General features: G+C 57.3%; 22 protein-coding genes and 1 tRNA gene. 12 read left to right on the top strand and 11 right to left on the bottom strand.

The genetic code is table 11. The features are described 5' to 3' along the window. Window positions 1-105 precede the first annotated feature (105 nt). From ACR0CR_RS17485 to ACR0CR_RS17460, 6 genes are all read left to right on the top strand, one after another. Window positions 106-1680: a lysine--tRNA ligase gene (locus ACR0CR_RS17485; RefSeq protein WP_480601588.1), complete on the top strand. Its 1575-nt coding sequence runs from the start codon at window positions 106-108 to the stop codon at window positions 1678-1680. A gap of 48 nt (window positions 1681-1728) precedes the next feature. Then, window positions 1729-2130 (top strand): DUF4864 domain-containing protein, encoded by a 402-nt coding sequence (locus ACR0CR_RS17480; protein WP_480601585.1) that lies wholly within the window; start codon window positions 1729-1731, stop codon window positions 2128-2130. A gap of 137 nt (window positions 2131-2267) precedes the next feature. After that, entirely contained in the window at window positions 2268-4553 is a 2286-nt protein-coding gene (locus ACR0CR_RS17475; RefSeq protein ID WP_480601582.1) for a glycosyl hydrolase family 28-related protein, read from the top strand. Between the two features lie 131 nt (window positions 4554-4684). Beyond that, window positions 4685-5011 (top strand): antibiotic biosynthesis monooxygenase family protein, encoded by a 327-nt coding sequence (locus ACR0CR_RS17470; RefSeq protein WP_480601579.1) that lies wholly within the window; start codon window positions 4685-4687, stop codon window positions 5009-5011. Between the two features lie 65 nt (window positions 5012-5076). Then, window positions 5077-5484, top strand: coding sequence for a universal stress protein (locus tag ACR0CR_RS17465; protein ID WP_480601577.1), 408 nt, complete (start codon window positions 5077-5079; stop codon window positions 5482-5484). Between the two features lie 104 nt (window positions 5485-5588). Further along, a complete protein-coding gene (locus ACR0CR_RS17460; RefSeq protein WP_480601575.1) occupies window positions 5589-6035 on the top strand; it encodes an excalibur calcium-binding domain-containing protein in 447 nt (148 codons plus the stop codon). A 24-nt stretch (window positions 6036-6059) separates the two neighbouring features. Here ACR0CR_RS17460 and ACR0CR_RS17455 read toward each other — a convergent pair. Next, window positions 6060-6135: transfer RNA gene (locus ACR0CR_RS17455), tRNA-Val, on the bottom strand. Between the two features lie 82 nt (window positions 6136-6217). Next, window positions 6218-7471: an aminotransferase class V-fold PLP-dependent enzyme gene (locus ACR0CR_RS17450; RefSeq protein WP_480601573.1), complete on the bottom strand. Its 1254-nt coding sequence runs from the start codon at window positions 7469-7471 to the stop codon at window positions 6218-6220. 180 nt (window positions 7472-7651) lie between these two features. On the opposite strand from ACR0CR_RS17450, the gene modA reads away from it, so the two are divergent. From modA to ACR0CR_RS17430, 4 genes are all read left to right on the top strand, one after another. Next, window positions 7652-8422, top strand: coding sequence for a molybdate ABC transporter substrate-binding protein (gene modA, locus ACR0CR_RS17445; RefSeq protein ID WP_480601571.1), 771 nt, complete (start codon window positions 7652-7654; stop codon window positions 8420-8422). 4 nt (window positions 8423-8426) lie between these two features. Then, on the top strand, window positions 8427-9119 hold the full coding sequence (modB, locus tag ACR0CR_RS17440) for a molybdate ABC transporter permease subunit (RefSeq protein WP_480601569.1): 693 nt from the start codon (window positions 8427-8429) through the stop codon (window positions 9117-9119). After that, window positions 9116-10213: a molybdenum ABC transporter ATP-binding protein gene (gene modC / locus ACR0CR_RS17435; RefSeq protein WP_480601567.1), complete on the top strand. Its 1098-nt coding sequence runs from the start codon at window positions 9116-9118 to the stop codon at window positions 10211-10213. The genes modB and modC overlap by 4 nt, the downstream gene beginning before the upstream one ends. Before the next feature lie 208 nt (window positions 10214-10421). Next, window positions 10422-10724, top strand: coding sequence for a hypothetical protein (locus tag ACR0CR_RS17430; protein WP_480601565.1), 303 nt, complete (start codon window positions 10422-10424; stop codon window positions 10722-10724). A 60-nt stretch (window positions 10725-10784) separates the two neighbouring features. Here the strand turns inward: ACR0CR_RS17430 and hemF are convergent, their stop codons facing one another. Genes hemF through clpS form a run of 4 tightly spaced genes read right to left on the bottom strand, consistent with a single transcriptional unit; the run spans window position 10785 to window position 13853 of the window. Beyond that, window positions 10785-11669 (bottom strand): oxygen-dependent coproporphyrinogen oxidase, encoded by an 885-nt coding sequence (hemF, locus tag ACR0CR_RS17425; protein ID WP_480601563.1) that lies wholly within the window; start codon window positions 11667-11669, stop codon window positions 10785-10787. Between the two features lie 5 nt (window positions 11670-11674). Continuing rightward, window positions 11675-12475 carry an SDR family NAD(P)-dependent oxidoreductase gene (locus ACR0CR_RS17420; RefSeq protein ID WP_480601561.1) on the bottom strand — a complete coding sequence of 267 codons (801 nt, stop codon included), beginning with the start codon at window positions 12473-12475 and terminating at the stop codon, window positions 11675-11677. A gap of 37 nt (window positions 12476-12512) precedes the next feature. Then, complete coding sequence (locus ACR0CR_RS17415) at window positions 12513-13478, bottom strand: class I SAM-dependent methyltransferase (protein ID WP_480601559.1); 966 nt, start codon at window positions 13476-13478, stop codon at window positions 12513-12515. Between the two features lie 24 nt (window positions 13479-13502). After that, on the bottom strand, window positions 13503-13853 hold the full coding sequence (gene clpS, locus ACR0CR_RS17410; protein ID WP_480601556.1) for an ATP-dependent Clp protease adapter ClpS: 351 nt from the start codon (window positions 13851-13853) through the stop codon (window positions 13503-13505). An 83-nt stretch (window positions 13854-13936) separates the two neighbouring features. Between clpS and ACR0CR_RS17405 the strand changes: the two genes are divergently transcribed. Both ACR0CR_RS17405 and ACR0CR_RS17400 read left to right on the top strand, forming a co-directional pair. Then, entirely contained in the window at window positions 13937-14638 is a 702-nt protein-coding gene (locus ACR0CR_RS17405; RefSeq protein ID WP_480601753.1) for an HAD family hydrolase, read from the top strand. Window positions 14639-14918: 280 nt separating this feature from the next. Continuing rightward, window positions 14919-16304: a D-alanyl-D-alanine carboxypeptidase family protein gene (locus ACR0CR_RS17400; protein WP_480601554.1), complete on the top strand. Its 1386-nt coding sequence runs from the start codon at window positions 14919-14921 to the stop codon at window positions 16302-16304. A 57-nt stretch (window positions 16305-16361) separates the two neighbouring features. Here ACR0CR_RS17400 and ACR0CR_RS17395 read toward each other — a convergent pair whose 3' ends face one another. The 5 genes from ACR0CR_RS17395 to ACR0CR_RS17375 all read right to left on the bottom strand — a co-directional run. Beyond that, window positions 16362-17609 (bottom strand): hypothetical protein, encoded by a 1248-nt coding sequence (locus ACR0CR_RS17395; protein WP_480601552.1) that lies wholly within the window; start codon window positions 17607-17609, stop codon window positions 16362-16364. Window positions 17610-17755: 146 nt separating this feature from the next. Beyond that, entirely contained in the window at window positions 17756-18517 is a 762-nt protein-coding gene (locus ACR0CR_RS17390) for a LamB/YcsF family protein (RefSeq protein WP_480601550.1), read from the bottom strand. Between the two features lie 12 nt (window positions 18518-18529). Continuing rightward, entirely contained in the window at window positions 18530-19528 is a 999-nt protein-coding gene (locus ACR0CR_RS17385) for a 5-oxoprolinase subunit C family protein (RefSeq protein ID WP_480601548.1), read from the bottom strand. Beyond that, window positions 19525-20271 (bottom strand): 5-oxoprolinase subunit B family protein, encoded by a 747-nt coding sequence (locus tag ACR0CR_RS17380; protein ID WP_480601546.1) that lies wholly within the window; start codon window positions 20269-20271, stop codon window positions 19525-19527. Before ACR0CR_RS17380 ends, ACR0CR_RS17385 begins: the two co-directional genes overlap by 4 nt. Window positions 20272-20533: 262 nt before the next feature. Continuing rightward, a partial coding sequence (locus tag ACR0CR_RS17375) for a hypothetical protein (protein ID WP_480601544.1) occupies window positions 20534-20729 on the bottom strand: 196 nt, incomplete at its 5' end.

The raw sequence follows: 20729 nt of genomic DNA, 5'->3' as shown, positions 1-20729 counted from the left end.
GGAAATTGCGCGGGCTTTGTTGACTCATGCTGCAACGGCACAATAGGAGAGGCGGGCTGGTCGCACTGGGCGGTCGGTGCGTGTCCCGGATGGAGATCAAAACACATGTCTGAACTGCGTGAAACCGCCATGACGTCAAAGGCCTGGCCTTTTGAAGAGGCGCGCCGGTTGCTCAAACGCTACAGACAGGGCGCTCCGGAAAAGGGGTATGTGTTGTTCGAGACGGGCTATGGCCCTTCAGGCCTGCCGCATATCGGTACGTTTGGCGAGGTGGCCCGGACAACGATGGTCAAACGCGCGTTCGAAGCGCTGTCCGATATTCCGACCAAGTTGATCTGCTTTTCGGACGATCTGGACGGTATGCGCAAAGTGCCCAGTAACGTGCCGAACCCCGAAGCTTTGCAGGAGTACCTGCAATGCCCGTTGACTTCGGTCCCGGACCCGTTTGGCGAATACGACAGCTTTGGCGCGCATAACAATGCAATGCTGCGGCGATTCCTCGACACTTTTGGGTTCGAGTATGAATTCTATTCTGCACGGGATTTTTATCGCTCGGGGCAATTCGATGAGATTTTGAAGCGGGCGGTGGAACGCTATGACGACATCATGGCGATCATGCTGAAAAGCCTGCGCGAAGAGCGTCAGCAAACCTATTCGATTTTCTTGCCGATCCACCCCGAAACGGGCCGCGTTCTGTATGTGCCGATGAAAAAGGTCTGCGCCGAGACCTATACGGTTACATTCGATGACGAGGACGGCAAGGAATGGACCGTGCCCGTAACCGGCGGCAATGTGAAGTTGCAGTGGAAGCCGGACTTTGGTGCGCGCTGGGCCGCGTTGGGCGTTGATTTCGAAATGTATGGCAAGGAACATGCCACAAACGAGAAGATTTATGACGCCATCTGCCGGGGTCTGGGTGGCCGTGCGCCAGAACATTTCTCGTATGAGCTGTTTCTGGATGAGAATGGTCAGAAGATTTCCAAGTCCTCGGGCAACGGCGTGTCGATTGATGAGTGGCTGACCTATGCGCCGACCGAGTCGCTGGCCTATTTCATGTATCAAAAGCCGAAAACCGCAAAGCGGATGCATTTCGACGTCATTCCGAAGGCTTATGACGAATATCACCAGCAGTTGCGTGCCTATCCGGGGCAGGACCTGAAAGCTCAGTTGAACAATCCTGTTTGGCATATCCACGGTGGAGATGTGCCCGCATCGACGCTGATGGTGCCCTTTGCGATGCTGTTGAACCTGGCCTCGGTGTCCGGTGCAGAGGACAAAGAGGCTTTGTGGGGCTTTATTCGCCGTTATGCCCCTGAGGCAACCGCGCAAACGCATCCCGATCTGGATCAAGCGGCTGGGTTTGCGGTTCGCTATTTCAACGACTTCGTCAAACCGACGCGTCAACACCGCGCACCGACGGATCAGGAACGTGAAGCTCTGGAAGCCCTGAAAACCGCATTGCAGGCCTATGACGGGCCGGTTGAGGATGAAGCGCTGCAATCTGTTGTCTACGCCGTCGGTCGCGATCGTTTTGATCCGCTGCGAGGGTGGTTCACCGCGCTCTATGAGGTGCTGCTGGGGGCCTCACAGGGACCTCGGTTTGGTGGGTTCATTGCGCTCTATGGGGTGCCAGAAACCGTTGCTCTGATCGACAAGGCGCTTGCAGGAGAACTGGCCTGATTTGACCTGACACAACATGGGGCTACTCTTGGATCAGGAGGTAGTCCCATGCGTCGTCTATTGCTTGCCGTAACCCTGATTTTCGGGCTGTCCTCAACTGCGTTTGCTCAAAGCGCTGAGATCGAGGCCAACATAGCGGCGCAGATTCAGGCGTTCCGAGCGGACGATTTTGGAACCGCCTTTACCTTTGCCAGCCCCAACATCCAGCGCCTGTTTCAGACCCCCGAGAATTTCGGAGCCATGGTTCGCAACGGGTATCCCATGGTCTGGCGCCCTGCCGATGTGCGATTTTTGGAACTGCGCGAAATCGCAGGAAATCTTTGGCAGAAAGTCATGGTCGTGGACGGTGACGGTCGTGTTCACATCCTGGACTATCAGATGATTCAGCTGGAAAACGGCTGGAAAATCAATGGCGTCCAACTGCTGGGCAACTCGGACCCGTCGGCCTGACGCAACACCACCGTCACGGTCGCAAGACCGCCGGTTAATCCCTTTTCGATACTCAGAGCTTCGCGTTCGGGACTGACCCGGACCGAGGGTTTTGGCGTCCGCAAATTTTTTACGGCGCATTTGGGAAAGGGATCTCTATGAATAAGGCAGTCACCGACGGAATCGTTTTCATGCCTCCCGCCTTTGCCGACGGGTTGGGTGTATGGTCCAGCGGCGATGGCACGCCCGGCTCACCCACATACGAGGGGTCTGGGTCCGGCGTGTTCGTTCCGGCAGACGCTGATTTTGCAGGCTGTCTTGAGGTTTACAAGACAGCCGCCACGCAGCAATTGCGGTATATGGGCCAGACCCAGCTTCTGCCGGGCTGCTATTTGCAGATCAAGGCGCGGGTCAAGGCCATCAGCGGACCGCTGCCATCAGTGCGCATTGCGGGATGGGCGGGCGGAGCTGGAGATGCCCATATTGCCGGCTTGGTCGAGCAGGGGCCGGCCACACAGCTAACGGGGTACGGGACGGTCCACGAGATCACCGCCATTGTTGGCACGGGCCTGCGGTCGGGTGTGGACATGTCCTGGGGCGCAGCCGCGCTATACGGCCATTTTGGCCTGGATATCGAAGGCGCCAACGGGGCCGTTGTGCGGGTCGATGACCTTCAGATATCCGACGTAACCAGCGTTTTCCTGCGCGACATGATCGGCATTGTCGATGTGCGCGATTTCGGGGCGGTTGGCGATGGCGTCGCAGACGACTCGGCGGCGTTCGAAGCCGCAGATCAGGCTGCGAACGGAAGGCAAATCTATGTGCCCCGAGGCACTTACCATCTGGCTCAGACCACCAATTTGGCGTCTGAGGTCGTCTTTGATGGCACCGTGACAATGCCCGACGATCAGATGCTGCTTCTGACCAAGAACTTTGACCTGCCTGCCTATATCTCGGCCTTCGGGGACGAGACCTTGGCGTTCAAAAAAGCCTTTCAGGCATTGCTGAACGGTTCGGATCACGAGTCTCTGGACCTGGGCGGCAGAAAGATCGAAGTGAGCGCCCCGATCGACATGGCTGCCGCGGTGCCGAACCGGGCGGGCTATGCCACACGGCGCGTCATCCGCAATGGTCAGTTTGATGTCAAAAGCAGTAGTTCCTGGGACACCGAAAGTTTCACCTCGGTCGCGACCTACACGCCGAACGATCCTTATAAACTGTCCAACGTGGCCAACATAGCCAATATTCCGGTCGGTTGCTTGGTAGAAGGCAGCGGTGTGGGGCGTGAAATCTATGTGCGGTCCAAGGATGCGGGTGCAGGTGAAATAACTTTGAATGCCCCGATTTATGATGCGGCAGGGACGCAGACCTTTACGTTTTCTGCTTTCAAATATGCGTTGGATTTCAGCGGCTTCAGCGCGCTGCAGAAGTTCAACATGGAAGGCATCGAATTTCAGTGCAATGGCCGGTCCAGCGCGGTTCGATTGTCCCCCGGCGGCAATACCTTTGTGCTGAAGGACTGTTTCATCAGCCGCCCCAAGGATCGCGGGATCACGTCAATCGGTCTTGGGTGTCAGGGCATGCTGATCGATGGGTGCCAATTCCTGTCCACCGAAGAAAGCCTGGACGTGGCGGACCGCAGTTCGATCGCATTAAACAGCAACGCCAATGACGTGAAGCTGCGCCATAACAGGGCCACACGGTTCCACCATTTCGCGGTTCTGGGCGGCGACAATAACCTTGTCCTCGGAAACCATTTCTTCCAGGGCGACAGCGTTCCCAACGGTATCCGCAATGCCGGTCTGGTTCTGATCGGCGGCTACAACAGCTCATCCATTGCCGAGAACTATGTCGACAATTGTTCCATTGAGTGGACAAATGAACGGGATGCCAATCCGGACTATACGACAGGTTTTTCCTTTAGTGCGCTCAGCGTGACGGACAACATATTCTATTCCAGCGATGTTGCGCCTTGGTTCAGCTATTTCGTGATCCGTCCTTATGGCAGTGGTCATTTTCTCAACGGCCTGACCGTGACCGGTAACAAGTTCCGGGTGAACAATGTCAGCATCGACAGGGCCGAGCGGGTGGACACCAGTTTTGCCGACCTCAATTCCGACCGGCATCTGAACGTGAATTTCGAAGACAACACGTTTCACGGGATTGCGGCCAAAAGCTCGAATCCTCTGAGGCTGCGCCTTACGCAGAATTCGGCCTCCTCGGCCTGGTTCGCCGATTCTCAGGACCGGCTGCCCTTTGGTGGAAAAGCGCGCAGCTGTGACGCCGTTGTGGTGCTGGGGCCGCTGCGAACCGCTTTGAACCAGACACGTTTTTTGACGCCCTATGTCGAACTGAATCAGGGTTCTGATCAAAGCGGCGTCAGGTTGCGCTGGTCCGAAGCGGTACGAGGTGCGGCTTCGGTGATTATGCGGATCGAAAGCTGATCTGAACTGCAACTGGTCGCTTCATCCAAGCGGCCAGTTTTTCCGTTGGGACATCAACCGCAAACTTTCGCAGAATCCGATGGCGTTTTCCAAAGCTGTGCTAGGCTCGGGCCAGCCATAGGAGATTCCCGATGCCAACGATATCCAAAAACAACACCACTCAGACCGTCATCACCACCTTCGAAATGACCCCTGGGACGTGTCAGGATCTGCTTGAGGCGCTGACAGACGCCTATGCGAACTTTATCTCAAAACAGCCCGGTTTCATCGCCGCAGGTTTGCATGTGAACGATGCTCAGACACGGATCGCCAACTACTCGCAGTGGGAGCGCCGCGAAGACTTTTTGGCCATGCTGCGCGACCCCGAGATGCGCGACCGCAACCGCAGCATCAATGAATTATGCAAGAGCTTCGAGCCCGTCATGTACGATGTGGCTGAAACATTTGGAGAATCCTGACATGGATCAAAGCCGCCGTCGCAAACACCCGTCAGGGTGATCACGGATTAACGGAGGCGCATGTCATGTATCACAAAATCCTTGTTCCCATTTCCTTCGATGCCGAGCGTGATATTTCAGGCCCGCTGAAACTGTCGCAACTTCTGGCAACACCCGGCGCCGAGATCGTTCTTCTTCATGTGGTTGAGCATATTCCGGATTATGCGATCTCGTACATGCCGACCGAGTATCTCTCAGAGGCACGCAAGGCCATCCAGACCGAGCTGGACGAGTTGGCGGCAGGATTGCCAAATGCACGCGGGCTGGTGATCGAGGGTCACTCGGGGCGAACGATCCTGGATTGGGCCGAAGAGAACGCTCCCGATCTGATCATCATGGCGTCGCACAGGCCCGGCATGCAGGACCTTCTTTTGGGCTCAACCGCAGCGCATGTGGTGCGTCACGCCGCTTGCGCCGTGCATGTTGTAAGGTAGCCACTTCTGACTCGATCCGCTTTGCTGTGCGGAAAGGTTTTTTTCGCGGGCGGTGTCCTGCTATGGTCACGGGATTGCCACATAGCTGGAACATAGTTTGCCGCATGCAGGCACAATCAGACCCAGTCCAAGATGGCAAGCAGTCACGCAGAGCGAAAAAGCGTCAACAGCGCGCCGAAGTTCTGCGCCGCAAGGCTTTGTCGCCGTGGCGTATTCTCTTGATGATTTTGGCATTGCCGCTCAGCGTCGCGCTAGTTTCGATCGGGGTGTTTGTGCGAGTCAGCGCATTTGACCGCGAAGGTGCCGTGATTCATTTGATCGCAATGGCCGGTTGCGACGTGGCTTGGAAGATGGGAATTGGACCGTTCTATTCCGGTGGACCGGGCTACCACACGCGGTACGATCCGGACAACAACGGCGTCACTTGCGAACCGCCGGGGTTTGCGGAAGCTGGCTTGAGTGGCCAAGCATCTACGTCAATCGAAGCACCGCCGCAAAATGCATCGCCGAAACAACGCACCCTTGGAACAGCCAAATTTCTGAAGCCCTAAATGCGCTCGATAATAAGGTGGGAATGGTGGGTGATGAGAGACTCGAACTCCCGACATCTTCGGTGTAAACGAAGCGCTCTACCAACTGAGCTAATCACCCGTGAGGGCTCATGTAGCCAAGCCCGCGCGGAGGTGCAAGAGGGTCTAGAAGAAATTCTTACTTCTCCCAAGCGGAAATCTATTCAGGACCGCATTTCGTTGAGCGCGGTGAGAAGCTGGGCCACCTCTTGTTCCGTGTTGTAATGGCACAGTGAGATGCGGATGCAATCTGTCAGGCCTAAAGGCGTCAGGACGTTACCGCTGTAATGGTCGGCTTTACGGGTGTGCGTCCGGATGCCTTGGTCGTTCAGACGCGTCACCACTTCGGGTGAAGCAATGCCACGCACTGTGATCGACACGAGGGCTTCGCGAGCCGGATTGTCGTCACCGGCAAGGATTGAGATATGGTCCATGTCGCGCAATCCGGGTAGGTTTCCGCTCCCGTTGATCATGGCGTTTGTCAGGTGGGTTTCATAGGCGTGAACGGCCTGACCGGCGGCTTCGATCCGGCTGCGTCGGTCGTTTGCATCAGATACTTGTGCGCCGAGCCAGTCAAAATAGCTGACGACATCGGACATTGTGGCGTAGGCACCGGTATCACGTGTCCCGAACTCCCAACCTTCTGCGGGCGCGTCGATAAGTTGGTCATGGGGCAGCGCGGTCAGGCGGTCTGATATCCAGGCGATGCCGTAGCCGTGGCGCGAAAACACCTTGTAGGGTGAGATGGCGTAGCCATCGATGTCATAACTGTCCAAATCCATCTGACCGTGGGCGGCATGTTGGATGCCATCGACGATGATGAAGCACTCCGGGGCCACCTCGCGGATTACTTTAGAAATGGCGGCGACATCCATTCCCATGCCCGTCACTGGTGACGCATGCAGGATCGTCGCAACCGCGACATCCGGTGTCATGTAGGTGCGATAATCCTTGGCTGTAACAAGGCCGGTCGCATCGTTATGCGGGACGTTGACATAGTCCAGACCGGCGATCCCGGCCCAACGGCGCGCGGCGCTGCGGCTGGCGGGGTGTTCGATGGAACTGCCGATAACCTTTCCACCTTTTGGCGCATTGACGCAGGCCGTACGGATCATGCGAAACAGCAGTTCAGTCCCGCTCTCGCCCACAAAGAACTGACCGCCAGAGGCATTCATGAACACGGACAAATCCGCCTTGGTCTGATTGATGATGTCGACCAGCGCATGGCTGGCAACATTGTCGCGCCCCTGATTGTCGGGGATTGCCGCGAATTTGGCCGAGGTTTCGACCACCGAGTTCAACGTTAACGCGCCGCCTGCATTCTCAAAGAAAACACGGGGACCCTGAAACGGGCACGCCTCGACATGGGCGAACTTTGCACGGATCGCGTCGATCAGGCCGGGGATTTGCTGCAGCATCTTTGGGTCCTGTCTGGTTCAATCTCACAGTCAGCCGTTTCTCACGCTGAGATCAATCCCTTTTGCGACGTGACTTGCCGCCCTTGGAACATGCGAAGCCCCCGGCAATGGGCCTTGCTTGTGGCTTGTCCCCTCGGATATGCCCAAAGGAGTCGCAACCCTTTGAACCGGAGGCACAAGATGATCGGCGCGTGGCGTAACCTGTTTGCTATGTCAGCCATTTGTGCCGCCCTTTTGGTGCCGACTAAGGCCGTGTCCGACGAAGTTTTGGTTTTTGCTGCGGCGAGTCTCAAGACCGCTCTGGATGAGATCTCAAAAGAATTCGCGAAGAATACCGAACAGGACGTTGTGATTTCTTATGCGGCGTCATCGGTTTTGGCCCGGCAGATTCAACTGGGGGCTCCTGCTGATATCTTTGTCTCGGCCAATGCAGACTGGATGGACGTGTTGCAACAGCAAGGGCTGATCGATACCGCCTCACGGGTCGATTTGCTGAGCAACCGGTTGGTGCTGATTGGGACGCCTGACAGCCCGTCACTTTCGATTCCAAACGATCTTGATCTTCGCAAGCAATTGAAAGGTCGCCACCTGGCGATGGCACTGGTCGAGGCTGTTCCCGCCGGTATTTACGGCAAGGCCGCCTTGCAGGGTCTGGGGCAATGGGCGGGCGTTGAGGACCGGGTTGCACAGACCGACAACGTCCGGGCGGCTCTGGCGTTGGTTGCGACCGGTGCAGCCCCTTTGGGTATTGTCTACATCTCTGATGCGGTGGCTGATGATCGTGTGCGGGTTGTGGCTGAGTTTCCATCCCATCTGCATCCGCAGATCATTTATCCCGCGGCTTTGACGTCAAACGCACGGCAGGGCGCCGCGGGTTTTCTGGACTTTCTGCAATCAAAGGCAGCCGAGGCCGTTTTCTTGAGGCAGGGATTTACCCTGCCGAGCGGGTAAGCCGATGGGATGGCTCGGACCGGCAGAGCTTGAGGCGCTGAGGCTGTCCTTGCGCGTGTCCTTCTGGGCCACGCTGATCACTCTGCCATTTGGGATATTCATCGCATACGCGCTGGCCCGTTGGCGGTTTCCTGGGCGACAGGTGCTGAACGGGTTGGTGCATCTACCACTGATCCTTCCTCCGGTGGTAACAGGGTACTTGTTGTTGTTGACGTTTGGGTTGCAGGGGCCGCTCGGCAAGCTGCTGGCCGAACTGGGCATTGTTTTTGCCTTTCGCTGGACGGGTGCTGCACTGGCAGCCGGAATTATGGCGTTTCCGCTGATGGTGCGCGCGATTCGGTTGTCGATCGAAGCCGTTGATCCAAAGCTGGAACAGGCGGGTGCAACCTTGGGTGCTTCGCGCGTTTTTGTCTTCGCAACAGTAACCCTGCCGATGATCTTGCCGGGTGTCATTGCAGGCGCAATTCTGGCCTTCGCCAAAGCCATGGGAGAGTTCGGCGCAACGATTACCTTTGTGTCCAACATCCCCGGTCAGACGCAAACCTTGCCCTCTGCCGTCTATGCTTTTTTGCAGGTCCCCGGAGGCGAAAGCGCGGCGATGCGGTTGGTGATCGTTTCTGTCGCGATTGCCATGGGCGCGCTGCTGTTGTCGGAATATGTGGGCCGCCGGGTGGCCCAACGGGTGGCCGGATCATGAGCCTGTCCGTCAGGATAAAGCACGCGTTGCCTGGTATTGCGCTGGACCTGGATTTTGATGCGCCCTCTGGTGTGACCGTTTTGTTCGGTCGTTCAGGCTCGGGCAAGACAACGATCGTGAACGCCGTTGCAGGTTTGCTGCGACCGGGTGCCGGTCGGGTCGCGATCGATGATTGGGTTCTGTTTGACACCGATCAGGGTAATTGGCTACCGCCGCATCGGCGGCGCCTGGGTTACATTTTTCAGGAAGGGCGTCTGTTCCCGCATATGACGGTGAAGCAGAACCTCGCCTATGGCCGGTGGTTCGCACCGCGTGATGCAAGGCGGGAAAACCTGGATCATGTGGTCGAGATGTTGGGCGTCGGGCACTTGTTGAACCGCCGTCCGGCGATGCTGTCAGGGGGCGAGAAACAACGCGTCGCCATCGGGCGTGCCTTGCTTGCCAGCCCGAGACTGATCCTTGCGGATGAACCTCTGGCCGCCTTGGATGATGCGCGCAAATCTGAAATCCTGCCGTATTTTGAGCGTCTGCGAGATGAGGTCTCGGTTCCGATCCTCTACGTGACACACTCTGCCGCCGAGGTCGCCCGATTGGCCACGTCAGTTGTGGCCTTGCAAGATGGCAAGGTGATCCGCCACGGCCCGGCATCGGATGTTCTGTCAGACCCATCGGTCGCCCCGGCTGGTGTGCGAGCTGTGGGCGCGGTGCTGCAGGTTCGTGTGGCCGCGCATCACCAGGATGGGTTATCGGAGTTGGACGCCGGAGGCGCGCGCCTGTTCCTGCCACGCATACCGCACCGGGTCGGAGAAGCTTTGCGCATCCGTATCCCCGCACAGGAAGTTATCCTGTCGAGCAAACCTCCGGAAGGTTTGTCTGCCCTGAATGTGCTGTCCGGACATGTCGAGGCCATCCGCGCCGGTGACGGCCCTGGGGCCATTGTGGCGGTCAAAACGCCAGCAGGGGTGGTCTTGGCCCGTGTGACTCGCCGGTCCGTCGCCGCGCTTAGGCTTGAACCGGGCCGCGCGTGCCACGCGGTCATCAAGACCGTCGCGCTGTCGCCTCAAGATGTGGGCGGACGCGTTCATTCAAACTAACCAGAAGAAACCGGACACATAATTTCCTTGAAAATCAGGGGTTCTGTCTGTTTTCTGGCAATAGAAAATGCAGTTGAGTGATTTCGCATTTGGGTAGGTGATCATGCGCATAGTCAGAACCGCCGTATTGGCGGTCACAGTCTTGGCACCAGGTGTGGCGCCGGCCGTTGGGGTTGGGGTCGGTTCGTATCCGGCATTTCGGACAACAGTGACACCCCTGAGCAACGGCAATTATGAGGTCGCGGCATCCGGTACATCGGCACCGGTGGCCTATTGGTGCGGGATTGGTGATTATGCCATCCGCACGCTCAGAACCCAGGCGAACCAGCGGATTTACATCTCGAAAGCCTATGAGCGCGGCGTCAGGACGGTACAGTTTTCACTGACACCGCCTGAAGGGGCCGATACCTCACCCAGCTACTCGGTCGGTGTGAAGCGTGTAGGAGAGAACATGACCGCAGCAACGGCGCAAGGCTACTGCTATGACAATTTCCTGGACTTCGGCTTTTGATGGACGGCTTCACCTGGTGATCGCTGCAAACAGCGGCCACATCAAATCGTGGTCAAACTATCAGACCCATTTGGCCAGAGGCGGCAGGCTCATCAGAACGGCATCGGGATCATGCCCGGTCTCCAGCCCAAATTTTGTCCCGCGGTCATAAACCAGATTGTATTCCGCATAGAGACCGCGATGGATCAGTTGGGTTTCTTTGTCGGCCTCTGAGAAATCCTGAACCCTGCGCCTTTCGACCAAAGGCAAAAACGCGGGTAGGAAAGCGCGACCTATGTCCTGTGTCAGGGCAAAATCCGAAGACCAGTTGCCGGTGCAAAAATCATCCATGAAGATGCCGCCAACACCCCGGGCGCGCTTGCGGTGTGGGATGTAGAAATACTTATCCGCCCAGTCTTTGAGGCGGGGGTAATGCGCGGGTCCGTGTGGGTCCAGGTGCGCCTTTTGCGTGGTGTGAAAGTGCTCGGTATCCTCGCCATACTCGATGCATGGGTTCAGATCTGAACCACCTCCGAACCACCAGGCATGCGGTGTCCAGAACATCCGCGTGTTCATGTGAACCGCCGGGACATGCGGGTTTTGCATATGGGCCACGAGGCTGATGCCCGAAGCCCAAAAACGCGGGTCTTCAGTCATGCCGGGAATACCTTTTCGCGCCGCCATCGCCGCCTGCGCGCGCGCGCCTAATGTCCCATAGACGGTCGATACGTTTACGCCGACCTTCTCAAAAACCCGGCCACCACGCATGACTGACATCAGGCCACCGCCTGCATCTGTTCCGTCGTCTGACTGCCGTTTGGTTTCCTTGACCTTGAACCGGCCCGGCCGGTCATCGGAAAACGGTCCGATGTCGTGACTGTCTTCCAGTGCTTCGAACGCGGCGACAATGCCGTCGCGCAGTTGGCGGAACCAGGCTGAGGCGGTGGATTTTTCAGTGTCAAACATGGTGCTTAGTGGGCTGGCGCAGCAACGGGGTCAAGCAGAGTGCGACCGCCATCGATCGTCAGGATTTGCCCGGTCATGAACCCCGCCGCATCCGAGGCCAGAAACTGGGCCGTTTCGGTCAGCTCTGTCGGCGCGGCGATGCGCGCCAGTGGCGTATGCTTTTCGATGTCATTTCGAAAATCGCGATTTTCCTTGAGGGTCGATTGCAGCGAAGCGCTCATGACCGACCCCAGCGCGATCGAGTTCACGCGGATGCGATTCGGGGCAAGTGCGACGGCCAAGGAACGCGTCATCTGATCCAGCGCTGCGGTTGAGACTGAATAGGCCATCAGATCGGGATGCGTTCGGCGGGCTGCGATGGAGGATAGGTTAATGATCGACCCTGCCGGGTTGTCGTTGTTGTTACTTGCCTGTTTGATCATGCGTTTCGAGACCAGCTGGCTCAGTCGCAATGCGGGCATCAGATTCTGATTCAGCAAAGTTCGGACCGAGTCGTCATCCGGGTCCAGCGGGTCGGACGGGATGACCTGTCGTGAGCCATTGATCAGAATATCAACCTGATCGAACGCATCCAGCGTTGCCGAAAGCAGGTTCGCAATCGTCAGCCTTTCGCGCAAATCGCCTGCGAAATAGCGGATATTACTGTCGTCCCTCTGCTCGCCCAATTCATCAAGCAAGCGCTTTTCATCCATGTCCGCAAACACAACATTCGCACCTGCATCCGCGAAGTGGCGACCAATGGCCAACCCGATGCCATTTGCTCCACCGGTAACGATCGCGGTTTTGCCCGCTATGGAAAACGACATGCGAATCCTCCTGAGTTGTGGTGCAGGTTAGCGGCCCTTATCGCTTAGGGCGAGAGGCGTGAAAAACCTTGAACCGGTTGTCGCCGGCCACCTCTGCGACCTTTACGAAAACTTCGGCCAATGTCGCCTCATAGGGCAGGTGGCGGTTCGCAACCATCCATAGGTTCCCGCTGCGGGTCATGTTGCGCGCGGCAGAGGCAATGAACCCTTGTCCCAACGCCGGATCGGCGCTGCGAGATGTGTGAAACGGCGGGTTCATGACGACGCTGTCCAAGGGCTCAGCCGCTTTCCATGTGACGGCGTCGGCCCAGTGAAGCTGCGCGCGTGGGTCCTGGACGTTGGATCTGGCACAGTCGAGAGCGATGTGATCGGCTTCAACCAGATGCAGTTGTTCAAGTCCCTGGGCGTTCAACAAATGGGCCGACAGATACCCCCAGCCAGCCCCTAAATCTGCAACACGGGCACCCAGGCTTGTGGGCAACGAGGTCAACAACAGTTTTGATGCCGGATCAGGACCGTCGGCGGAGAAAACACCCGGCGCGGTTTTGAAGCCATCGACCACCTGTTGATCCGGCTCTGCCCAGTCCGAGAACGCGTGGGGATCGGATGTGAACCAGAAAATCTTGCCGTGCGCTTTTGAGATGGGTCCTTCAATCGCAACCCGTTTGCGAATGTCTTTCAGTATACTGTCAACGCCATCAGTTTTGGCCCCGTCCACGACAATTGTGCCATTGGCGCGGGTGCAGGCACGATGGACCATCGCGCGCGCCAGCGCCTTGGCGCGGGGCAGGAACACGATTGCATCCTGGCAAGACACGTCCGAGATCGGAACCGCGTCAAACCCCAGGTTTTGAAAATGATCGTGAAACGGTTTGAACGCCTGAACGATCTGGGCATCGCGCGGCAAGGCCGACAGATCATGTTCAGGATTAGGCCCCAAAACGCTAAGCGGAGACGACAGGTTAAGGCCACTTTGCAGGGCCAGGTCTAAACGAGGGGACATGGGCAAATCCGGACAGAGCGCGCCTTACTCTTCGCGTTCCATTGTGCATTGAAGAGGGTGTTGATGCCTGCGCGCGAAATCCATCACCTGTCCCACCTTGGTCTCGGCGATCTCATGGCTGAACACACCAACGACGGCAACGCCCTTCTTGTGAACGGTCAGCATAATCTCGAACGCCTGAGCATGTGTCATGCCAAAGAACCGTTCGAGCACATGCACTACAAACTCCATCGGGGTGTAGTCGTCGTTCAGCAGTAGCACCTTGTACAGCGGCGGGCGTTTTGTTTTCGGACGCGTTTGCACCAGGACAGACGCGTCACCGTCGTCATCCGGGTTATCGGACATCGTCCATTGGTTTTCCAGTGTCGCGTGCATTCGTTTGATTCAGGCTTCGATTTATCTGTGCGTTTATATAACGTCGAATACGCCGGAGAAAAGAGTAAGTGGACGTATTGGGAATGGGTGAAAAACTGACAACAATCGGTTTCGACGCAGACGACACCCTATGGCATAACGAGAGGTTTTTCCAGATCACGCAGGACTATTTCGCGGATCTTCTGGCCGACCACGCAGAGCGCGATCATCTGATGGGCCGTTTGCTGGCCGCGGAGAAACGCAACATTCGACATTATGGGTATGGCGTCAAAGGCTTTACGCTTTCAATGATTGAAACGGCGATCGAAGTCACCAACGACCGAGTGCCCGCTCGGGTCATCCGGCAGCTGATCGAAGCGGGGCAAGAGATGTTGGCCTATCCGATTGAGTTGTTGCCCCATGCCAAAGAAGCTGTCGAAGAGGCGGCCCGTTCGCGGCGTGTCATACTGATCACCAAAGGCGACCTGATCGATCAAGAGCGGAAGCTGGCACAGTCGGGACTGGGTGAACTGTTTGACGAGGTCGAAATCGTGTCTGAAAAGACGGCCCACACTTACCAATCAATCTTCTCTCAACATGGAGATGGACCTGAGGCTGCGATGATGATTGGCAATTCGATGCGCTCGGACGTGGTGGCCCCGATTCAGGCCGGATGCTGGGGCGTGTATGTCCCGCATGGGTTGGTTTGGGAGGTCGAGCAAGCCGAAGCCCCCACTGACAACCCGCGATTCCGGGAGCTGTCAGATTTGGGCGAGTTATCATCCCTTGTGCAGTCGATGCCCTGACCTGTTGCCGATTGGTCTCAGTTCAGAATTTTCCGCGTCGCCAGTGGCCGGAATTCTGACACTTTCGCCTGTGTAGTGCATTTCAGGCGGGGTGCTACAATATATGGTGTCGAACTAAATGAAATTGTGAAGCCGCAAAACTGAGCTTTCGGTTTCTTTGAAGGCACCTCTGTGTTAGCCTTGAGATTATCAAAATAAAATCAACCGACCGGGAAAATCCGGCGGACCGAGGCAGACAGAGGCAAAGATCGTGCAGATTCGGCGGACAGCTCCGGCCCGAATGGGCTTATTCCTTATCGCGGCATTGTGGATGCTGGCTTTTGCATCTGTGCAAGCGCTCGCCGCCCCATATGCGGCGATGGTCATCGACGCCCGAACCGGGGAAGTTCTGCATTCGCGGAACGCAGACACACGGTTGCATCCGGCGTCGCTGACCAAAATGATGACGCTCTATATTGCGTTCGAGGCTGTCAGAAATGGCGAGATCGAACTGGACACCCAAGTGCGCATCACCAAGAAGGCGGCGGCAGAGCCTCCGTCCAAGCTGGGTTTGCGCACAGGTCAAAGAATTGCATTTCGGTACCTGATCCGCGCGGCAGCGGTGAAATCGGCCAATGATGCCGCCACAGCCATCGGGATTGCGATCAGCGGCTCCGAAGCTGCTTTTGCGCGCCGCATGACGCGCACTGCCAAGGCAATGGGGATGAGCCGCACGACCTTCAAGAACGCCCATGGCCTGACGGAATCGGGGCACTTGTCCACCGCACGGGACATGACCACGCTTGGCCGTCATCTGCTGTATGACTATCCGCAGTATTACAATCTGTTTTCGCGCCAATCGACCCATGCAGGCATCAAGACAGTTCCAAACACCAACCGCCGGTTGCTGGCCGCCTATAAAGGCGCAGACGGGATCAAAACCGGATACACCCGCGCGGCAGGGTTCAACCTTGTGGCCTCGGCCAAACGTAAGGACGAGCGCATCATTGCGACCGTGTTCGGGGGCAAGTCGGGTGCATCGCGCAATGCCAAAGTAGCAGAGCTGCTCGACATGGGATTCCGCCGCGCACCCTCGCGAGCACCGATCCGTAAACCTGCGCGACCTGTCTATGCAGGGAATGCGGGTCTGAACGCCAAGGTCGCCCGTCTGGTTGCGGCGCCGACCACCAGCCTGCGTCCGGTGTTGAGACCAGGCGCTGGTGCCGCGGTTCAGGTCGCTGGAAATGTGGCGGCAACGGCGGCCAAGAACGGCGCGCGTATCCAGGACGGAATCGCTGCGGCCATCGCCGCTGCTGATATCCAGCCCACGGATGCAAACGGCGCACCGCGCCCCGCGCAACGCCCGGATGATTTGGTGTTGGCGTCGACTGATCCCGCGGTTCTGCCCGAACCAGAACCCGAGGTCGTCACACGTTTGTCGACTTCAGGCGGTCACCTTTGGGGCGTCAATGTCGGTCGATACACCACCCGGTACGAAGCCGAGAAAATCTTGCTGAAGACAGCACTTTCAGAAATGACGACGCTGGAAGGCACGCTGCGCAAGGTAAACAAAAGCTCAAGGGGCTTTGACGCGACATTTCAGGGCATGACACGCGAACAAGCCGATCTGGCTTGTCGCAGGCTTCAAGCCCGCAACGTCACCTGTTTCATGATCGGGCCGTCATAAGATCCGACATACTCTCCTGGATGGGTCTGGGCTGTGAGGGGACTCGCAGCCCTTTTTTCAATCAAAAACGTGCCCGTGCTCGTATTGCTCATCCTGCCCGGCAGCAGCGGTCAGGGCGGCCACGTTGTCCTTGGTGAAGAACCCGTCGTAATGGTGGCAACGCTCAATATACTCGGTGATCAGCAGCGTGTGTTTCGAGTGCTTTGAGAAGATCTGTTTCAGGTTTGGATCGTCTTTGCACTCGCCCACCACATGGGCCAGAAACGGCACGCCCTTGTCTTTGAGCGTGTTCACCACGAAATCGACGTTCTTTTCACCCGCGCCATGATCGCCATCTTGAATTTCGACTGCCATATGATGCAGGCGGCGGCCAAAATTGCGCACAAAATCCTCGGTCGGCATGGGCAGTTTGGCGAAAGAGTTGACGAAGGATGGCGTATTGTTGGCCGTGAACACCTTGGCCGGGGACTTCTTGTCATCGTCCACATTGGCGTTCCGATTGACGTTGGTCGACGAGTTCATGTCGAAGATGTTGTACGCCCCCCAAAAGTAGTAGGGCACCATTGTCAGAAATTCGAGGATCGCGTCCTCTCGCTCACCGGCCAGAACGCGGGTTGCGAGGTGGTCGATACCCAGCATCAGCGGTGCGATCTTGCTGTCTGATCCGAATGCGGCGGCTTGATCCAGTTTTGCCTGTTCCGCATCGCTCAGCAATACGCGGTCGCCGAGGCCCAGACTATCGGGATCGTTGAAATCCAGCGTCGAATATCCGACGCGGTTGCAGGTGAAGTCCGATGGCGTGGTAAACCGGAACCCGTTGAGCGTGTAGAAAGGGTTTTCGGTGTCTCCAGAATATTCGAAACGGATATTCTGATCCTCAAGCGTTTTGCTCAGTGCGGTAAGGTCCGAGGCGGCAAAAACCTCGCCCACATAGCGCGTCTGCGGCGTCCCGCGCGCCAGTGGATACATGCGGTTGATGCGTGGAATGAAGTCCTCGAAAGACGGGCTGAGCGGGGCCATCAAAATCAGTGCCGGATAGTCCGGGTGCGAATGCATCACCGAGAATTTGTGTGTCGGCCCCAGATAACTGGATGTGTGGCGGTAAGGCGTCATCACATAAAGTTCGACCAGAGTGTCGAACAATGCGTCCGGCTCGACCTGAATGACGATGGCCCGCATCGGTCCGACTTGATCCGCCACACCGGAGCTGGCGCGTCGTTCATAGATCATTGGCAGATATTCGTGAAAAAACTCCGAGTTCGTTTTGTCACCCCGGGGTTGGTATGACATCAGGTCCAATGACATTGACGATCCTCCTCGCTCATGCGCCGCTGGCACATGTGTCCATCCGGATTTGTAATATTCAGAACATATACTTGCGTGTATGCTAGGGTCTGCGACCGCTGCGGGCAACAGTCTGAATATAGGCAGATGGTCTTACGCCAATATGATCAGCGGATGAACTTTGTCACCTCAACCCCGCTCGCGATCAGGTTTTCCCGCACGGACCGGGCGATCTGGACCGCAGTTGGGCCATCGCCATGCAGGCAGATCGTGTCGATGGATGCCTCAAGCCGTTTCCCGGATTCGGTGATGATTGCGCCCTCGCGGACCATATTCACAATGCGCGGCCCCGCGATGTCCGGATCGTGGATCACAGCGCCAGGCAGGCTGCGATCAACCAGAGTTCCATCGTCGTTATAGGCGCGATCGGCAAAAATCTCGCCGACCCATTTGCACCTCAGCTCGCGCACGGCGTCTTCCTGTTTGGTTGCAGCCAGGACCATGATTATGATGTCGGGGTCAACGTCCAGCGCCCCCTGATAGCAAGCCCGCGCCATGTCAATGTCGACCGAGCACATATTGGCCAGCGCCCCGTGCAATTTCAGGTGCCGAACGGTGGTGCCTACCGCCTTGGCCATGCCCATCGCCGACCCCAGTTGATAGCGCACCAGATTGCGCAAGCTGTCGTGGGGCACTTTCATATTGCGGCGCCCAAAGCCCTGCAAATCGGGAAAGCCGGGATGTGCGCCGATCCCCACGCCGTTTTCGGCAGCCAGAGCCATCGTTTTCGCCATAACGTCTGGATCACCTGCGTGAAAGCCGCAAGCGATATTGGCCGAGGTAATGATCTTGAGCAGGCTTTCATCATCACCCATTTTCCATGGGCCAAAGCTTTCCCCCATATCTGCATTCAGATCGACGCTTGGCATCGGTGCAACTCCTTATTCGGTGGCGGAGATCATTCCGCTGATCAATTGGTAGGACAGAAGGTCGGGGATGTCATGCGGGTCCCGCACCAAAGGTTCGACCCGATCTGACAGACGCGCCAGTTCGGCCATGTGCGCGCGATTCAGTGCGACCGCCTCTTCCAACGACACAAATTCAAAGCGGACGGAGGCTCCCGCCGCCGTTTGTGCGGCGCGCGGCATGTCGCAAAGCAGTACAGTTGCGATGCGGGGATAGCCGCCGGTCGTTTGGCATTCGGGCAAAAGGATAAAAGGGTTTCCGGTGCCCGTCATTTGAATATCGCCGGGAGTGATCACCTCAGACAAAATATTCAACTGATCTTTGGCGGCGAAGCCTTCGCCAGGGCTCTCCAATTGCATACCCATCCGATTGGCCCGAGCGCCTCGGCGGAACTCGGTCCGGGAAAAGCGATCCAGCGTTCCTTGATCGAACAAAGAGGTCTGAAAACTGGCCACCACGCGCAAAACACCGCCCGAGAACCGGTCGTCCACTTGCAGTTTCCACCCCGATCGACCTGACCCCGATCCCGCATGCAACACGTCGCCGGCTTGAATTGTTCGTCCGATCGTCGCTGTCAGATGGGTCGCGCGCGAGCCCAGAAATACTGGGGCATCTATTCCGCCGCCCAGATGCAGATACCCATAGCTTCCTTTTGCGGTGGCACCAATGACCAGACGCTGCCCGGCCTCCAACAGGTGTGCGGCGTTCCAGACCACGGGGTTGCCATCAACGCTTGCTTGCATGGGCGCACCAGTAAGCGCGATGTGAACAGGCTGTGTCGCTTCGAACTCTCCGCCCATACCTCCCATTTCCAGAGCGGCTAGAGATGGGTTTTGGCCTAGCAAAGCAGCGCCCTCGTGCAGCGCCAGCGTGTCTGCAGCACCCGAACGGGACAGACCCTGATCCAGATATCCGGCTCGTCCCAGATCCTGTACCGTACAGGCCGGAGCAATGCGGTGGACCATCAGGCTCATACGGTGATCTCCTGACACACGGCCCCACCTGTCCCATCTGCATTATCGGCGAGGATGGTTTCCAACTCATCACGCGAGACCGGTAGAAATTGCATCTCGTCTCCGGGCCTAAGGGCAAAGCTCTGCTCTGCATCCGGGCGAAAGCAGCGAAATGCCGTCTGACCGATATGTCGCCACCCGGTCGGTGTAGGGCCCGAGAACAGTACAAATTGCGAGATAGCCAAAACCAACGCGCCTTCAGGCACCATAGGTGTCAGTTCCTTGAGGCGAGGAATGTTGAACTCGGGCCCCAATGGCCCGAGATAGGGCTGCCCCGGCGCAAAACCGATTGTCAGAACGCGGACCCGAGTTGCACTGAGCCGCCGGATCGCCTCAGCCGTGGTCAGTCCTGCGGCCTCGGCGGCTTCGTCCAATTGCGGTGCCAAGCTGCCGCCGTAGACTGTCGGAACGCGCCACAACCGACGGCCGGTGGGCAAGGGGGCCTTGTACCAGTCCTGCTGTGACAGCAGTTGCCGGACCCGGTCTGAAATTTCTGTGTGGGGCGTCTGTTCGGGATCAAATCGGATATATGTCGATGCAAGAGACGCCGATGTCTCGATTACCCCGTCCCAGTGCGCGGACTCAACAGCACTCTGAAAGGCCAAGGCCGCGCGGTTCGACGGTTCGGCCATTTCGCTGGAAAAGGAAATCAGAAAGCCGTCAAAGCCAACTGTATTGATACGCGGAAAAGGGTTGTCGATCATGGTGCGGTGAACTCGGGCATTCCTAATCGGCGACCTGACCGCATCCCACGCAAGAGCGCAAGGGTTGGCTATCCATTGTTATCCAGTTTTCGAGGTCTCCCAATGGAATTGGCGACGGAATCGAGTCGGATCATTGATGCCCGTGCCATCGAGTCTTGTAGTTTGAACACGTGACTCCGCAATATATAGCGTCCTTACAGATCCGAGCATGGTCCAGGTCCTATATTGATTCCTGCGTTTTGGCTCGTCTCGTGTTGTTTGGTCAGTCGTTGCTTTGTTTAAATACTTGGAAAGTAACAAAAAAAATGAAAATCGCAAAAAAAGTTCGCAGTATGTAATTTTCTGCTTGCAGCCTGTGTTCGTAGCGCTTAGAACGCCCTTCACCGGCGCAGCTGAGGTTGTTGTTGGGGCGCTGGGAACGGCGCGGACGCATCGGAGAGACGGTGGGACGCTCGGGA

This window comes from Ruegeria sp. AM2, from assembly GCF_056540685.1.
This window is presented reverse-complemented; position numbering and strand designations above follow the sequence as displayed.

Excerpts from the sequence above, each read along its gene's own strand:
- ACR0CR_RS17485 (WP_480601588.1), top strand. The coding sequence starts at position 106 with ATGTCTGAACTGCGTGAAACCGCCATGACGTCAAAGGCCTGGCCTTTT.
- ACR0CR_RS17480 (WP_480601585.1), top strand. The coding sequence starts at position 1,729 with ATGCGTCGTCTATTGCTTGCCGTAACCCTGATTTTCGGGCTGTCCTCA.
- ACR0CR_RS17475 (WP_480601582.1), top strand. The coding sequence starts at position 2,268 with ATGAATAAGGCAGTCACCGACGGAATCGTTTTCATGCCTCCCGCCTTT.
- ACR0CR_RS17470 (WP_480601579.1), top strand. The coding sequence starts at position 4,685 with ATGCCAACGATATCCAAAAACAACACCACTCAGACCGTCATCACCACC.
- ACR0CR_RS17465 (WP_480601577.1), top strand. The coding sequence starts at position 5,077 with ATGTATCACAAAATCCTTGTTCCCATTTCCTTCGATGCCGAGCGTGAT.
- ACR0CR_RS17460 (WP_480601575.1), top strand. The coding sequence starts at position 5,589 with ATGCAGGCACAATCAGACCCAGTCCAAGATGGCAAGCAGTCACGCAGA.
- ACR0CR_RS17450 (WP_480601573.1), bottom strand. The coding sequence starts at position 7,471 with ATGCTGCAGCAAATCCCCGGCCTGATCGACGCGATCCGTGCAAAGTTC.
- modA (WP_480601571.1), top strand. The coding sequence starts at position 7,652 with ATGATCGGCGCGTGGCGTAACCTGTTTGCTATGTCAGCCATTTGTGCC.
- modB (WP_480601569.1), top strand. The coding sequence starts at position 8,427 with ATGGGATGGCTCGGACCGGCAGAGCTTGAGGCGCTGAGGCTGTCCTTG.
- modC (WP_480601567.1), top strand. The coding sequence starts at position 9,116 with ATGAGCCTGTCCGTCAGGATAAAGCACGCGTTGCCTGGTATTGCGCTG.
- hemF (WP_480601563.1), bottom strand. The coding sequence starts at position 11,669 with ATGTTTGACACTGAAAAATCCACCGCCTCAGCCTGGTTCCGCCAACTG.
- ACR0CR_RS17420 (WP_480601561.1), bottom strand. The coding sequence starts at position 12,475 with ATGTCGTTTTCCATAGCGGGCAAAACCGCGATCGTTACCGGTGGAGCA.
- ACR0CR_RS17415 (WP_480601559.1), bottom strand. The coding sequence starts at position 13,478 with ATGTCCCCTCGTTTAGACCTGGCCCTGCAAAGTGGCCTTAACCTGTCG.
- clpS (WP_480601556.1), bottom strand. The coding sequence starts at position 13,853 with ATGCACGCGACACTGGAAAACCAATGGACGATGTCCGATAACCCGGAT.
- ACR0CR_RS17405 (WP_480601753.1), top strand. The coding sequence starts at position 13,937 with ATGGGTGAAAAACTGACAACAATCGGTTTCGACGCAGACGACACCCTA.
- ACR0CR_RS17400 (WP_480601554.1), top strand. The coding sequence starts at position 14,919 with ATGGGCTTATTCCTTATCGCGGCATTGTGGATGCTGGCTTTTGCATCT.
- ACR0CR_RS17395 (WP_480601552.1), bottom strand. The coding sequence starts at position 17,609 with ATGTCATTGGACCTGATGTCATACCAACCCCGGGGTGACAAAACGAAC.
- ACR0CR_RS17390 (WP_480601550.1), bottom strand. The coding sequence starts at position 18,517 with ATGCCAAGCGTCGATCTGAATGCAGATATGGGGGAAAGCTTTGGCCCA.
- ACR0CR_RS17385 (WP_480601548.1), bottom strand. The coding sequence starts at position 19,528 with ATGAGCCTGATGGTCCACCGCATTGCTCCGGCCTGTACGGTACAGGAT.
- ACR0CR_RS17380 (WP_480601546.1), bottom strand. The coding sequence starts at position 20,271 with ATGATCGACAACCCTTTTCCGCGTATCAATACAGTTGGCTTTGACGGC.